13 protein-coding genes and 3 pseudogenes are annotated in these 14,634 nt (G+C 56.7%); 6 read left to right on the top strand and 10 right to left on the bottom strand.

The window, feature by feature from the left end; genetic code table 11:
• Nucleotides 1–190 precede the first annotated feature (190 nt).
• Together ACQY1J_RS22740 and ACQY1J_RS22735 are read right to left on the bottom strand one after the other, a co-directional pair.
• Nucleotides 191–610, bottom strand: coding sequence for a response regulator (locus tag ACQY1J_RS22740; protein WP_430252207.1), 420 nt, complete (start codon nucleotides 608–610; stop codon nucleotides 191–193).
• A 12-nt stretch (nucleotides 611–622) separates the two neighbouring features.
• Entirely contained in the window at nucleotides 623–1,726 is a 1,104-nt protein-coding gene (locus ACQY1J_RS22735) for a histidine kinase dimerization/phosphoacceptor domain -containing protein (RefSeq protein WP_430252205.1), read from the bottom strand.
• A gap of 204 nt (nucleotides 1,727–1,930) precedes the next feature.
• Here ACQY1J_RS22735 and ACQY1J_RS22730 point away from each other — a divergent pair, with 204 nt between their 5' ends.
• Nucleotides 1,931–3,763, top strand: coding sequence for a PAS domain S-box protein (locus ACQY1J_RS22730; RefSeq protein WP_430252471.1), 1,833 nt, complete (start codon nucleotides 1,931–1,933; stop codon nucleotides 3,761–3,763).
• 299 nt (nucleotides 3,764–4,062) lie between these two features.
• Here the strand turns inward: ACQY1J_RS22730 and ACQY1J_RS22725 are convergent.
• A pseudogene (locus ACQY1J_RS22725) lies at nucleotides 4,063–5,483 on the bottom strand (ISNCY family transposase).
• 403 nt (nucleotides 5,484–5,886) lie between these two features.
• Between ACQY1J_RS22725 and rpsU the strand changes: the two are divergent.
• Entirely contained in the window at nucleotides 5,887–6,126 is a 240-nt protein-coding gene (rpsU, locus tag ACQY1J_RS22720) for a 30S ribosomal protein S21 (protein ID WP_430252203.1), read from the top strand.
• Nucleotides 6,127–6,209: 83 nt separating this feature from the next.
• On the opposite strand, the gene ACQY1J_RS22715 is transcribed toward rpsU, so the two are convergent.
• Nucleotides 6,210–6,443: a hypothetical protein gene (locus ACQY1J_RS22715; protein WP_430252201.1), complete on the bottom strand. Its 234-nt coding sequence runs from the start codon at nucleotides 6,441–6,443 to the stop codon at nucleotides 6,210–6,212.
• Between the two features lie 430 nt (nucleotides 6,444–6,873).
• On the bottom strand, nucleotides 6,874–7,125 hold the full coding sequence (locus ACQY1J_RS22710) for a hypothetical protein (RefSeq protein ID WP_430252504.1): 252 nt from the start codon (nucleotides 7,123–7,125) through the stop codon (nucleotides 6,874–6,876).
• Between ACQY1J_RS22710 and ACQY1J_RS22705 the strand changes: the two are divergent.
• Together ACQY1J_RS22705 and ACQY1J_RS22700 are read left to right on the top strand one after the other, a co-directional pair.
• Nucleotides 7,012–7,400: pseudogene (locus ACQY1J_RS22705) on the top strand (ferritin-like domain-containing protein). The gene ACQY1J_RS22710 and the pseudogene ACQY1J_RS22705 overlap by 114 nt on opposite strands.
• Before the next feature lie 1,240 nt (nucleotides 7,401–8,640).
• On the top strand, nucleotides 8,641–8,991 hold the full coding sequence (locus ACQY1J_RS22700; RefSeq protein ID WP_162734815.1) for an ArsR/SmtB family transcription factor: 351 nt from the start codon (nucleotides 8,641–8,643) through the stop codon (nucleotides 8,989–8,991).
• Between the two features lie 341 nt (nucleotides 8,992–9,332).
• Here ACQY1J_RS22700 and ACQY1J_RS22695 read toward each other — a convergent pair whose 3' ends face one another.
• On the bottom strand, nucleotides 9,333–9,506 hold the full coding sequence (locus ACQY1J_RS22695; protein WP_430252199.1) for a DUF3606 domain-containing protein: 174 nt from the start codon (nucleotides 9,504–9,506) through the stop codon (nucleotides 9,333–9,335).
• A gap of 237 nt (nucleotides 9,507–9,743) precedes the next feature.
• Here ACQY1J_RS22695 and ACQY1J_RS22690 point away from each other — a divergent pair, with 237 nt between their 5' ends.
• Nucleotides 9,744–10,283 (top strand): hypothetical protein, encoded by a 540-nt coding sequence (locus ACQY1J_RS22690; RefSeq protein ID WP_430252197.1) that lies wholly within the window; start codon nucleotides 9,744–9,746, stop codon nucleotides 10,281–10,283.
• A gap of 105 nt (nucleotides 10,284–10,388) precedes the next feature.
• Nucleotides 10,389–10,667 (top strand): ATP-dependent DNA ligase, encoded by a 279-nt coding sequence (locus ACQY1J_RS22685; RefSeq protein WP_430252195.1) that lies wholly within the window; start codon nucleotides 10,389–10,391, stop codon nucleotides 10,665–10,667.
• A 179-nt stretch (nucleotides 10,668–10,846) separates the two neighbouring features.
• Here ACQY1J_RS22685 and ACQY1J_RS22680 read toward each other — a convergent pair whose 3' ends face one another.
• The 4 genes and pseudogenes from ACQY1J_RS22680 to ACQY1J_RS22665 form a co-directional block, all read right to left on the bottom strand.
• Nucleotides 10,847–11,023, bottom strand: coding sequence for a hypothetical protein (locus ACQY1J_RS22680; RefSeq protein WP_174197994.1), 177 nt, complete (start codon nucleotides 11,021–11,023; stop codon nucleotides 10,847–10,849).
• A 790-nt stretch (nucleotides 11,024–11,813) separates the two neighbouring features.
• Nucleotides 11,814–12,047, bottom strand: a complete 234-nt coding sequence (locus tag ACQY1J_RS22675) for a hypothetical protein (RefSeq protein ID WP_113112088.1) — start codon at nucleotides 12,045–12,047, stop codon at nucleotides 11,814–11,816.
• Nucleotides 12,048–13,491: 1,444 nt separating this feature from the next.
• Nucleotides 13,492–13,697: pseudogene (locus tag ACQY1J_RS22670) on the bottom strand (hypothetical protein); the annotation flags it as partial.
• A 37-nt stretch (nucleotides 13,698–13,734) separates the two neighbouring features.
• Entirely contained in the window at nucleotides 13,735–14,619 is an 885-nt protein-coding gene (locus tag ACQY1J_RS22665; RefSeq protein WP_430252193.1) for a glycosyl hydrolase 53 family protein, read from the bottom strand.
• Nucleotides 14,620–14,634: the final 15 nt, after the last annotated feature.

Raw genomic sequence — 14,634 nt, 5'->3', positions numbered from 1 at the left:
CGTTCCGCAACGAAACTCGGCAACGAAAAAAATCCAAGCAGACGGGCATTGAAGTGCCGCGATGGAGGCATTCGACTTGGCTGAAGACATCGATATTGAGACCGCTCGGGAAATACGACACCCGCTTTGGAAAGCTTCAGTGATCGCGTTGACCTCAGACGCGGTTTACCAAAACCTTGACCCTTAGCCGCTACCGGGCTGATCGTTCTTCCGTGGTCGCAAGCACGAGGCTGGGCGGCACGTATGCGACGCGTTCTCCGCCGACATAGGCTTCAAGATATGCCAACGCGCTTTGAAAACCGTTTGCCGTGTACGGCTTTTCTATCGCGCCGATAGCGCCGACGTAGTCCGCGGGAATGCGTTTAAGGTTGGCTGACACGAAGACGTACGGCACTCGTAGAAATGCCAGTTCGCGTCCAACCTCTATGCCAGTTGGGCCGTCAAGCAACTGGATATCCACGAACGCGAGGTCCGGCCGTGCTGCTCGAACCAGTTCCATCGCTGAGTTGTGGTCCCCAGCGAGGCCGACCACTTCGTGGCCTGCGTCCGTCAGTTCGCTTTCCATTTCCAGCGCCAGCAACGCCTCGTCTTCCACGATCACGATCCGCATTCTTCAGTCCCTTTATTCGTCGACGAGCAGCGTGATGCTGACGTCCGTTCGATGTCCCTCGACGATTCTTTCGATTCTTGCTTCGAGCTGGCGCGCGGAAGTTTCAACCATCATCGCGCTGAATGCCTGATCTTGACTGTCCGCTTCTACGGGCGAAACGGTATCAGTGACCCGTATCAGGAAGTGCCCGTTCAGCCGCCTGACTTCAATATGTATCTCTCCGCCACCGTCACCCAGTCCGCGCCTGACGGCGTCCCCGATCAGCTCGTTGACGACAAGCGCTATAGGGGACGCCTTTGCCGCCGGAACGATGACCCGGTTCAGATCCGTAGTGACGCGGATATCGCTTCGCCTAAGGGCGCTCACCAGATCATGCAAAAGTTCGCGGGCAAAATCCGCGACGTCGAAATGCCCTACGTCGTCGTCGTTGAGAAGCTTGCGCTGCACCGTGCTCAATGCCTCGACGCGGTTCAGGACTGAGCGCAATGTCTTGCGAACCGTCTCGTCCTCGGACATCCGCGTCTGAAGCTTGACAATGGATGCGATGGTGAGGAGGTTGTTCTTAACTCGGTGATCGACCTCGTGAACGAGAGACGTCTTAGTAGCGAGGGCCTGCCGCAGATCGGCCGTCCTTATCTGCACTTCTTCCTCGGCGATGTGTCGTGCCGCGGCAAGTTCGGCTTCCCGGCTCTTGATGTTGGTGAAGTCCAACTGGGAGGCGAAGAAGTAGATGATCTCGCCGTTCCTATCACGGACCGGACTGACGAATAGCGCGTTCCAGAAGGTTGATCCGTCTTTACGGTGATTGAGGATGTCGATCGAAAGGTCTTCGCCTGCGCTGATGGCCTCTCTGATACGGCTCACGGAGGCTTGATCGGTTTCAGGTCCTTGAAGAAGTCGACAGTTGCGGCCAACAAGTTCGTCAGCGGAATACCCCGTCAGGTCGGAGAAAGCCGAGTTAGAGTAGATGATGGGGTTATCGGTTTGGCGGGGATCGGTGATGATCATCGGCATGCGGGTCGCCTTGAAGGCAGCAGCAAACGGGTCCTCTGAGGCATGCCCCGCCAGAAGCCTATTGCCAGCCTTGCGGGCATCGCCGAATTTGTCTTCGATCATTGTAACCCGTTCTAGCTTGATTGCCGCACGCGGAATGAGGTAGGTAGCGCGTCGGTTTCATTCGTGAAGACCTGACAACTGATCGAGAGATCATTTGAGCGTTTCTTTGCGGTTCGTCGATCCCTATTGTCATGTCAAACTGCTGTTATATCCTTGCGGTTACGAAGTCTTCGTTTAAGCACGATGTAGATTGAGGTCGTGATTTTGCGTAAAATATCGCCACCAGCAAACCAGTATACCGCCGTCAGGCTTTTGGGCACCGTCGACTGGACGTCCAGTCCGCTCGGACCGAAATCCGAATGGCCCGCTTGCCTACAAGCGGCTATCAGCATCATGATTCCATCGAAGGCTCAGATTGTCGTGTTCTGGGGCCGCGAGTTCGTTGCCCTCTACAATGACGTGTACGCGCCGACCATCGGAATCAAGCATCCTCACGCATTCGGGAGACCCGCTCGGGAATACTGGAGCGAGCTATGGGATGACCTTCACCCGTTGCTCATGCGTGTTCTTGAAAACGGAGAGACTGTTTCCGCCGAAGACAGACCTTTCGTCATCGAGAGGTTTGGCTATCCAGAAACCGTCTACTTTGACATTTCCTATTCTTCCATCTCTGATGATGACGGTACCGTCCGGGGCGTCTTCTGTATCGTCAACGAGACAACGCAGCGCGTAAGGGCGGACATCGCCTTGCGTGAGAGCGAAGAACGTCTGAAATCGGTATTTTCTCAGTCCGCGGCGGGAATGGCCATCGGCGATCTGACAGGTAAGCTTATCAGTGTGAACGACCGATATTGCCAAATCGTCGGGCGGAAGAAGGAAGAACTCATCGGAACGCGGATGTACGACATTACGTTTGCCGACGACCTACCCGAAAACAGGCGCCTCTTTCAGCGTATGGTCGAAACCGGCGAGAGCTTCGAGATAGAGAAGCGGTATATCCGGGGGGATGGAAGTCTCGTTTGGGTTTCGAACTCGGTATCGGCGATCAGAGACAACGAGGGAAAAATTTCGCAGGCGGTAGCGATATCCATCGATATCAGTGAACGAAGGCATGCACAGGATGTCGAAAAGCATCTCGCGTCCATGATCGCCTCGTCGAACGACGCCATCCTCGGAATTGATCTCGACATGAAAATCACGAGCTGGAATGCAGCGGCCGAGAGGCTCTACGGCTATAAAGAGGCGGAGGCCGTCGGTAAGTCGGTTATAATGCTTGTACCCGAGGACAGACTGGACGAGGAGCCTACCATCCTCAGCCAAATCAAAGCCGGCCGTTTCGTTGAACCCTACGAAACCCGACGGCGAAGGAGGGATGGGCGTTCGGTCGAGGTCCTCCTCAGTGTGTCTCCCATTCACGATGCCAGTGGAGACGTCATAGGTGCCTCCAAGATCGCCCACGACATCACTGCTCGCAAGGATACCGAACGGCTCAGAGAGGTTCTCGCCAATGAACTGCACCATCGTGTCAAAAACATTCTGGCCACCGTCATTGCCATCGCAAGGCAGACGATCGGACGTGACCAGACCAACCACAAAGACGTAGAGGCTTTCTCGGATAGGATTGCATCGCTTGGTCGAGCACAAGACCTTCTTGTTCATGGTGACTGGCAGAGCGCTGACCTCAAAACCATCGTGATACAAGCGATGTCTCCGTACCCGGCGGATTGCTTCGAGGTGTCGGGTCCGAATGTGCCGCTACCACCTAAAGCCGTTGTGTCTTTGTCCCTCGCGCTACACGAGCTCGCCACCAATGCCGCCAAGTACGGTGCGCTTTCCGCTCCAGGCGGCCGGGTTTCCATCACCTGGCAATACACCTGTAGCGCCGGACGCGGCCTTCGGATGGTCTGGCAGGAAACGGGTGGACCGGAAGTAGCTCTGCCCGAACGGAGGGGATTCGGATCCACCCTTGTCGAAAGGCTGTTGGCGGCCGAACTGAAAGGCGAGGCAAAAATCGACTATGAGAAGACTGGTGTGGTCTGTCGTATCGAAGCGGATATTTTGGGGATGTCAGATGAAACAGCCGGCGACTGGTATTGAGTTAGCTTGTGCAATTTCATGGATCGGACGCCTCAAGTCGTGTAAGTAGGTGCGCTTCATGGCTCGTTCCTTGCAACTGATAAGCTACTGTTATCTATCGCAAGGCGCACTTCATCCTTGAACCCGCCACACCTAAAAGACGTGTCAAAGCTGGTTAGGGCTGCGATACCTTCAGCCAGTTAGAAATGCGACGCTGGCTCTAATGATCAGCCCCGATCTGAGCGGCAGACCCGCTTGCAAGATCAGATCGGGGCGGGTGGGACACACCGCTTCGGCTTTAGCTTTGAGACTGGCTAACGTCATTCCGCCGCCTCCATCCGCGCCAACGCCTTCTGCCTCTTAGCAATGACTTCCGGATCGTTCATATAATCCGTCCTCGGCTTGCGTCCTCGCTTCTGGTAGCCGTTCCCCGTGCTGCCGTCGCGAATGCCGAACATATGATCCGTCTGCCCGGTGCGGCGAGGGCCGCTCTTGCTCCGTTGCTGTTCTCGTCCAGCCTGCATCTCGGCGACAACAGACAGCATGTCGTCCAGACGCTTGTTCTCGACGACTTCCGGCCGATGGACCGACCGCAGCTTGTCAAAGGTTCTATAGGGTAGGGCAAAACTCTCGTGCATGATCTCAAGGCGACCGTCCGGATAATCGCAAACAATCACCTTTTGGCCGGCCAAGGGCCTGGAAGCGTCGGTCGGATCGAGAATGAACAGCACCTTGTCATGGCGCAGCGTTAAAGCCTGCGACAGCGTGCGAACCTCCTTGCGGCACATGGCGCCATCAAGGTTCTCGTGATCGGCCAACGGCCGGTGCATGTCCTTCGGATTGCGCGGCTGTTTGCCGAAACGCGCGTTGAAATCCGTCATGAACTCGGGCGCATAGGCGTTGGCAGCCTCTATCGTGTCGATGCCACGAAGCCGCATCTCCTTCACCAGCCGATCCTGCAATGTCTGGTTGGCACGTTCCACACGGCCCTTGGCTTGCGGGGTGTTGGCACAGATGATGTCGATGTTCAGCTCATAAAGCGCCCGGCTGAATTGTGTCAGGCCGCTCGTTCGGTCTTTCTCCGAGGCATGGACCGGGCGGAAGACACCATGCTTGTCGCTGTAGAAGGCGATCGGTTTGCCCCATTGCTGCAAATAGGCCTTGGTCGCGTGCAGATAGTCGAATGTGTTCTCCGATCCGGCAAACCGTAGATGCAGCAGCTTGCCAGTTGCGTCGTCGATGTAGACGAGCAGGGCGCATTTGCGGCCGCGGTTCTCGAACCACCAGTGATGCGAGCCATCGATCTGCACCAGTTCGCCAAAGCAATCGCGCCGGCCGCGTGGCTGGAAAACCCGTCTCTTGCGTTCTCGGCGTGAGACCCAGATACCGGCCTCGGTCATCCATTGCCGCAGCGTTTCCTTGGCAACAGAGATCCGGTGCAGCTCGATCAGCTTCTCGCGCGCCAGCGTCGGACCAAAATCCAGATAGCGCTCGCGGATCAAATCCAGCGCCGCATTGCGAAACTCCTCGCTATGGCGCCGATTGCTCGGCTGTGATCGCTTCTTCGAAACAAGGCGGCCGGACCATCCCGGTCATAGGCCTGCAGCAGACGATGGACCTGACTTCGACTGAGGTCGAGCAGTTCAGCAGCCTGAATAACGCTCATGCGTTCGTCACGGATCGTCTGGATGACTTCGAGGCGATGCAACTCTCTCTGCGACATGGTGATCATAAAGGACATGACGACTCCGTTCGCTCCTGGTCTCCACCAGGCTAGACGTCGTCATCCTTGCTCCCAACGTTAATGTTGACCAGTGCATCGAAAGGCGAGACTGTCGCATCTCTAACTGGCCCAACTGTCGCATTACTAAATAGCCGCTACAAGACGCGATCACGTAATGCACGTTATGGAACTAATTACAGAACGCATGCCTGGACAAAGGTGATTGCGTTTGATGCCGTGCATAAGAATTCAGAACCAATTTCTCGATCCGATACCATCCGAGTTCGACGGACGGTCCACTGACCCCTTCGATGGATAGGCCGGACGGCTCGACGATGCCCCTCACCGTACTCAAGGATTGAATCCCGTTCAGGCTTGTGGCTATAGAGAAGGTGGAAACAGTGAAGCTTGAGGAGCAACAATGCAGATACAGGTCAGAGATAACAACGTGGATCAGGCACTGCGCGTTCTGAAGAAGAAGCTGCAGCAGGAAGGCGTCCTGCGGGAAATGCGACGTCGAGAGCACTACGAGAAGCCATCCGAAAAACGTGCGCGTGAGAAGGCCGAAGGTATTCGGCGCGCAAGAAAGCTCGCCCTGAAGAAGCTGAACCGGGAGCTGGGTATAGTCACCGCCAAGTCGAAGCCAACCCGAGGTAAGTAGGCGCTCACGCACCAAGTTGGTCGTTAAGCTCGGCCGTCTCCCATGGCATACCGCTCGAAGAAGCTGCCATGGAGGAACCGCTCTTATTCCGCCGTCAGAGGTCTCGACAAGAACACTGCATCCATCGCTTCCACGACCGCCTGCTCTACCGACATCTCGAAAAACACTTCCGGTCGGGTTGCCAGGGCTAAAAATGTCTCTTCAATGAGATCATCCTTTTCTGGTCCCGCCAGGTGGTATCTCAAAGCGTATCGGCCAAGCAGGGATTGAAGCACGAGCTTGTCGTTGTCCGAAAGATTACGCACGGACCTGTTCATCGAATCCTCCCAGTCAGAGGTCCTCCCGACCTCCTCCTTTCTTGCGAAGGACCGTAATCTACAACAAACGTCGATTACGACAAGCCTGATGCGGGGACGCCCGTCATCGATGATCTAGCCCGCAGACTGCTGCGGACTGGCTGACCATCTGAAGCTTTCCCGTCGCTGCCATCATCACAATCGATATGGCTTACCCCAGGCCAGTGGCGTGCACGTTGAACGACGAATGAGTGTCTCGTGCGTAGTGACTTCCAGACAAGAGTTTTTCCGCGTTCAAGCCCGAATTTTCCCCTGACTGGCAGTTGGTGGTGTTGGATGATTGAGCTAGGCAACGCGGAACATATGGGGCCCGCCGGGTTCGCTCCCCTACCACGAGGCGTTGACAATTTTCGATCAAGACGAAATCTTTTCAGGATCGTCGAGTGAAATGTCAGTCGGCTCGGGGCACAGATAAGGCAACGCGGCCGCCGGAATATCCCTGCGGCCTTTTTTTGCTTACAGAGAACGGGATAGATCCCTGGCCGACACCAAGAATCTCGCAGACCTTTTCCACGACACGCTCAAAGACGTGTACTTCGCCGAAAAGAAGATCGTTGATACCCTGCCGTTGATGAACGAAGCCGCTAAGACCAGGAGCCTCAAGGACGCGTTCACGCAGCACCTTGCCGAAACGAGGGTTCATATCGAGCGGCTATCCTCGGCATCACCAACGAAGGCGACGAGATCATGAAGGAATACGCAGGCTCCCCGGCGTTGGACGCAGGGCTCCTGGCCGCGGCACAGGCTGTCGAGCATTACGAAATGTCGCGCTACGGCACGTTGCGGACGTGGGCGCTCGAGCTCGGCTTGACCGACGCAGCCAGCCTTCTTCAGGCAACGCTGGACGAAGAACAGGCAACCGATCTAGCCCTGACTTCGATCGCGACATCCGTCGTAAACCAGAACGCTGAAGGCTAAAAACAGCGGTAAGAAGAAGTGGGGCACCAACACAGCGGCGGCCCCTCTTCCTCACGGACCAGCAAGACGCACCAAGCGGCGGATCACTCTTGCCTGACTTCGGGATAGCCATAAGGCGCCTAGGTTGCTTGGTAAGGCTGCCTTTCGGTCCGCCGTGAAAGGTTAAATCGCCTTCGCCGACGAGCGGGGTCTTGCCCCTACTCCACGATGTCTACTGCCACAGACCTCGAGTCGGCGACCAAGACGCACCAAGCCGCGAGACCACTCATGCCGGATTTCGGGAAAGCCATAATAAGGTACCGAGGTTCCGGGGGGAGACTGCCTCTCTGCTCGCCGGGATGAATGACGGCAAGCCAGTTTCGCCCACACTCTCTCAACGTCCAGCGAACTCCCACGAAGGTTCCTGCAGATTTGTCCATCCCGACGCGTCGGCGGGTGGTTTTCGCGGCACTTCAACGTGTAGGTTTCACCTGGCGATCGGACGCCTCCTGGTACGCACGGGGACCCCGATCATCTACACCTCTGCGATCGGCGCCGAACAACTGGACGACCCTCTCGAGATCACAAGGTTTCGGAATGAACTCGACATGGTCGGCAAGGTCCGCTGCTTCCGGTCCTACTCTCGCAGGCGTCACGACCGTGCGATTTGTTGGCCATCGGCTGCACACCAAACGGGACAGCGCCAGCCCGTCGTGCCTGCCGGCCTGTTGACGTCAGTGAACACGATGTCGATATCGCTTCGGGACGACAGAATTCACAACGCCTCGTCCCCGGTTAGGGCCTCTGTCGGCTAGAACCCGCATTCTCCGAAATAGTCGGAGGTGCACATCAGTATCAGAGGTTCGTCGTCGACGACAAGGACAACGGTCTTACCGGTCACGGTCTCGGTCATCTAACATTCAGTCTGGCGCCGCCGGGACCGCTGTTCCCGACATTTCCGATCCGCGGGCCGCGGTTTTTAGCAACATGGTTCGCGAAGCATGAGCTGCAGTTTCGCGGAACTTCATGCCAGTCTGCTTGGATTTTTTCGTTGCCGAGTTTCGTTGCGGAACGAAATCCGCTCGGTTCTGTTCTCCCGCCACAACGAGAGCGGGGGATGGCGTCGCAAGTTTCACAACGTCGTATCGCATCTTCTGACGTTCGATATGGCGGACGTCGAAGACGACGACCTATTCAGCAACATCAACGGCAGACCTGAATCCCAACCGGAAAAGATCGTCGTGCGCCAGGAGAGACCAGATTGCATACGACGAAGCTTTCGGAGGCGGAGATCGCCATGGCCGCGTGCCTCCTGACCGCCATGGGCAACAGGAAGCGTATGCTCATCCTCGATATCGTCAGCAAAAACGAGACGTCGGTTGGCAAGCTGGCGGTCATGTTAGGCATGGGACAGTCCGCGCTGTCACAGCAGTTGACTATACTGAAGAACGCGGAGCTGGTTCAGACCCGACGCGATGGGCACACCATCTACTACAGAACCGATTCCGAACAGGTCAGGATGATCCTTGCGACGCTCTACGAGCTATTCGATATCGCAGTGCCCTCGCCTCGCGACGGAGAGATAGCGAACGAGATCCTCGTCACGGGATAAGCGGGGAAGGAAGAGAACCGGGAATATCAGCATGAACATCATCGGGGACGACTTCTACGCCCTCTAACGGTTGCCCGTCGTGCGAACCATAGACGGCTGGCACTAATGCCTCCGACGGCCAGCGAGCACGGCGACATGGACCAGGACAGCTGTCGAAAGCAGGATCGAAGAAACCAGCGCCGCGACCGATAGCAGTCCCCGGTTTGTGATCTCTACCTCCGCCCTTAGGCCGCTATGCCTGGTTACCATTAACGAGACTTCGGCTCTCTGGACATCATGGATCGGCGAGACACACGGGGCCTGATGCTTCTTCTGGTCAACGACATTTGGCCCGCCATCTCTCATTTATTCAGCTTGTCCTCGACCTTGGCACGGCTGTTGCCAGCTTCCTTAACTGTCTCCTTGACCTTTGCCTTGGACACGCCTTCCTTCTTCGCCTCGTATGCGACCTCGTGGTCCTGCCCTGCGGCGACCCGTGCCCTGTCTTGATTGCGCCCGCGTGTTGTCGTTGCCATCTGAGCCTCCCTGGTTTGAGTGGTCACCGATAACTGTGAAGGATTCGCGAAGTTCCCTGACAGGTGAAGTGCGAGCCGGCCGTTCTTTAACCTTTCCATGGTCTCCTTGCGATCATGGCATGGAAACCATCGGATCGTCCAAGACCTCAGAGCCTGAAAATCGAGCCCGACGCGCCGTTACTCGGGGGCCGACGGAAGCCACGCGATCCAAGCCAGCCACAGCTACCTCTCGACCCCATGCCCGCCCGCGTCGAGCCTTGTCTCGCACTTTTAGCAAGCAAGCCGCCGGAGGGCCCGGCGTGGGGCTACGAGGTGAAGTGGGACGGCTACCGTGTCGCCGTGCATGTTGAACTCGGCGGCAAGGTCCGCATTCTGACGCGCGGCGGACACGACTGGACCGACCGATTTCCAACCCTCGCAAAGGCTGTCAGGGAGCTCGGTCCGGGGACGATGATACTGGACGGTGAGGCTGTCATCCTAGACGAACAGGGGCGAAGCGACTTAAACCTGCTCGTGGCGTCTCTCGGTGGCCGAGGGGGCAGGAAGGTGTCCTCGGACACGGTGCTATACGTCTTCGATCTCCTGTATCTCGACGGTCACGACATATCAATGCTGTCTCTTGAAGAACGTCGCATGCTGCTCGACCCGCTGTTGGAGAACGGCTCGGATGCGATCCGACTTTCTGAGATGTTCGACACCGACGGGGCCTCCCTGTTCTTGAGTGCGGCGGAACTCGGCCTCGAAGGAATCGTCGCGAAGAGGCTTGACGCGCCCTAGAGGTCGGGACGTGGCGGCGACTGGCGCAGGGTCAAATGCATTCAGGCCTACACCTTCGTCGTCATCGGTTACGAGCCTTCTACTACGGGCGCCATCGGCAGCCTGATGCTCGCCGCACGCAAGGGCGACGACCTGGTCTACGTCGGAAACGTCTGGACAGGTTTCTCGGCGGTCGCGCGTCGGCTTAGGAAAGAGCTCGACGCGATCGCTACGAAGCGACCTATAATCCGCGTGAAGGCAAAGTCGGCCGTCTACGTCGAACCGATCATCGCCGCCGAAATCGAATACCGCGCGTGGACAGGCGACGGAAAACTCCGACATGCATCGTTTAAGGGCGTAAGGGAAGCTTCGGACGAAATCACGATCTACAAAGTCATAGACTGATCACTGAATGCGACAGGCCAGTTATCGTCTGGGCGCTCTCTCGCGGCAACAGCCAGCTGGTGTTCCTCCTCCAGCGTCGACAGACGCGCATTCGCGGCATCGAATTCGATTAGCCAACGGACGGCTAACGCCTGTCTACCGTCAGCGCCTTCAAGTGTCCGAACCCGCAGTCGCTGTCCTCAGTCGCGAGTTGACAATTCGTTTTCCAGCTCGAGAAGCCTTGTTCTGTGGCACGAAAGGAAAAATGAATACTGAGGGTCACCTTCGCCGCCAAACCCATGAGCGGCCTCGTATTGCTGGATGATCTCCCGCAGTTCCCGGTGATCTTTTTCCAGCGTTGCCCTGGCGATATCCATGCGACGCTCCTTATCGCAGCTGAGAATTTACAACGAGCGAAATTGTTCCAACTGCAACGCCGTATGGATAACAGGTCATAATCGCAGCCGAGCTGTGTCGTTGCCTCTACAGGTTACGCCGGAATACTCGGAAAGCAGGCGCTACGACCCGATATCCTGCATCGCAGCCAGTGGCGCTTTGAAAGCCGCCGTGAAGCCCGTAGGACGATAAGACCTCTCGACGGTCCGTGTCCCAGCGATCCCCGTCCTGATCAGCCTCGATCCAAATCCGCGCCGAATCCGCTCGGAGACGTGAGGTCCGCCGCGCTCGGTAATTTATCCCGTCGACACCGCCTCACGCGGAAACCGAATTTGGTCATCATCAGACTTCTTGGAGACAGTGCTTGACGAAGTACGCTAATCGCCTCTCTTTCTCGCGACCAGCCAGAAGCTCCTGGTAGTGAATTCGAAGACTCTCTGCCGTGATCGATCCGACAATCCACTCTTCGACAGCTTTTAGGTACGTGGGATCGTCCTCGAATTGCAATCCAAGTGCGTGGGCTCTGTTTCGGACCGCTTCGAATATCTCACGGCGTCTCTCAGTCGTCATATGAGCCTTCAATGTTTCGCTGACGATAGCAACACTCATCGAAAATGACAGTAACTCACGATTGTACGGGATCGTACCACGGGCTCTGGAGGGGAACGTCTCTGGCTAGAGATGCTCAAGTCTCAGCGGTCGTAAGGTCCGCCGGCTAAAGCGACCGCAGAGCAGGCGACATTCTCAATCGGAGTGTCGCCGGTTTGCTCCTCATGACAGGAAGCCAGGCGCGTACTGAACTGAGAAGGTGAACCCTAGTACCGCTATAAGTCCCCGCGAGGCGTCAGACACCGTTATGGTGATGCTCTCTGCAGGTGGAAACTTACGAGCCACAAAAATGGCCAACGCGTTATAACCATCGTTCACTGCCGTGTGGGCATTCGCGACGTCAATCTCGACCTCTGCCTCGACACCGTCCTGAATATGCAGAATGAACTTTGGCATGCCATCTCCAGAAATTTAAGATTTCAAGGATGGTCATGAAAACGATCGCTACGCCACCGAATTCCGTAATATCACGCCTCATAACCATTGGCGGCCGGTTTTCGGAAGAAGATGACGGTGGGTGAATTAATCAGTGTCATTGTCGGGCATGCTCCAGACTAGATGAAGCCCTACGAGCATCTGACAGTCGGCCCATGGGCGGCGTACCGGCTCAACGGTACTGGCTGGTCCTTCTGGTTCACGCGTAAGGACGTCGTTAATATCTTCCATTAGGACCATCACCTGCGTTGAACGCTCACTCTCGGTTAAATTTCGCCGCCATCCCCTCGCCGCTCCGTAGCTAAGAAACGACGATGCCGTCCTTAGTTGCTCGTGCAGAAAGGACGCATCAGCGATAACTTCACGTAAGGCTGCTACGGCATCGCCGTGGTGCGCAGCGAGGATAACTTCCAACAGATCGGTCTCAATCTCATCAGGCGCGTTGGCTTGGATAGTGTGTATCATCTTCGAACGTGACCTGGAGTTGAATTTGTTCGATCTATGTTCTCGTGTCTCTAAGCAAAGGAGTCAACGCTACCGAAGAGGGAATTCACAACAGAGGCGGAGCTGAATCGCTCTCGTCACCCCAACTGACCATAGGGGTATCTAATTTGAACACTACGCGGCGCGGGTACGCCATCGCGCGAGCGACCTCCCTCACCTAATAACCATGGGCTTCTTATTACACTGAATGCTTTGGCGCGCGCGTAGTTGCCAATCAGGCGATCAAGGGGTGTTTGCGCTGGTTCGCTTGGCCAAACTTTCGCAGCTCGTGGGCTGCCATCAGTATCCGGCTCTAACAACATGCGCTAGGTTGCGATTTGTCGGAGTATCCAAAGCATGGAACCAGCTATTCGCATCCGGTTTCCTCAGTTGGGCGGCTGCGCTACCGGCGAAATCGAGCGCTAGGCCAAAGCCTTCGGTTCAGTGCACGGCACACTCCATACTTTGTTGTTGGAATTATCGGCGGCAGACGATACGCACTTTCACGAGAACTCGCTTACGCAGCGAGACTTGGCGGTGTTCCAGAAGCAGCTTTCTTCAATAGCTCGCACAACACAGTGAACCTTCGGTCAGCTTTTGCTAACACGCTTGCGTCCGCAATTGGTAGTTCGATTACGCCGTGGAGCGAACGAGCGAGATTTCGAGCCGCCTTCCGAATCTCCGGAGAAGCCAAAGTTCCGGCCTCCCCGATCTCCAAAGCGATTGCATACATCTGCCTATGGCTTTTTGCTTCGATAGCCGCTGAGAGCCATAATCTCAAATGAGCGTTGGTCATAAGCGAGTGTACGCTCCAATCCGAGATAGGTTGCAAGATATGCGATACGTAGTCAACCTACCGTTTACCAATACATCGACAGCTCATCCACGAGACGCGACTGCTACCATGGTAGTCACTGCAATCAAGCCACCGCGTAAACCGACGGTAGGCGGCGTGGCTCGGGACGAACCATGCTTGGCGTGCATCACTCCATCGCGCGAGGGGAATCGTTTCCGGAACTGCTCCACGGTCATTCTATCGAACGGAACGCTGACATCAGCACCGAGCTTGGTGTCGGCTTCAGTCGTCGGTTCGACGTCGTCTGGTTTAGATTTGGCGCTCATTGACATGATAACGCCCATCGGCCTGGTCAGGTTTCAGTCGGGACTATGCCGCCGCCCGGAAGCGCAGGGCGGAAAGTTCAACCGAGAGGTTCGGGTCGACAGACAGGTCAGAACGTATCAGGCCGTGGCTCCAGCGGTCACCAGAGAATGGTCGATGCCAAGGAGGGCAGTCGACGATGGGATACCAGCACACCCCGGCTATGACAGCACCATGGAACACCGCGATATCAACCTGCTCCAGCACGTGCCGGAGCCAGCCGCCCTTGTTGAGGCCGGGATATCGGCGGTGGTGGACGGGATGTCCGTCGTGCCAGCTTGTCTCCGACACCATGATCGGCTTGCGGTAACGTTTCCATGTCGCAAGCAAGACCTTCACGAGCGACGTTCGGGCCGTATGCGGGTAATAGTTAACCCCGACGACGTCCACATCCACCGCGGAAACGATTGCGTCTGTCGCCTCGAACTGGCGCTCCCCCACTCCCGTGATAGGGTCGTTCGTTAGAATCCCGACATCGGGATGATGATCCCGAGCGACCTTTGCCATCAGCACTGCCATCTCGACAGCTTCGTGACGCGGCATCCCGGCGATTATTGGATAGAGCGACGGCTCGTTGACAGGACAGAGCCAAAGCTTTTCATTTCCATTCACCGCAAGTGCCGCTTCGGACGCGATGCGAGCACAACGCACCGGATCCTGATTGCGGTGATAGTGGGAGAGATCCCAAATCGCTTGAACGCCCGCGTCTCGTGCTGCAACGAGGCGAGAGAGCGCGTGGTGTCCGGGGACGAGGCCGTCGCGGATCGTGAGAAGTCCGTGCTCGCGAGCAATACGGAAATGGTCGGCCAACCGCGCATCAACCGTGTGCCCGGTGGTGACAAGAAGGTCGTGCCGGCCGCGATGAACAAGGCCGCATTCGAAGCCCGCCATTATGCGGCTGCGGAA

The organism is Neorhizobium sp. DAR64860/K0K1 (genome assembly GCF_050500205.1).
Taxonomy (GTDB): domain Bacteria; phylum Pseudomonadota; class Alphaproteobacteria; order Rhizobiales; family Rhizobiaceae; genus Neorhizobium; species Neorhizobium soli.
This window is presented reverse-complemented; position numbering and strand designations above follow the sequence as displayed.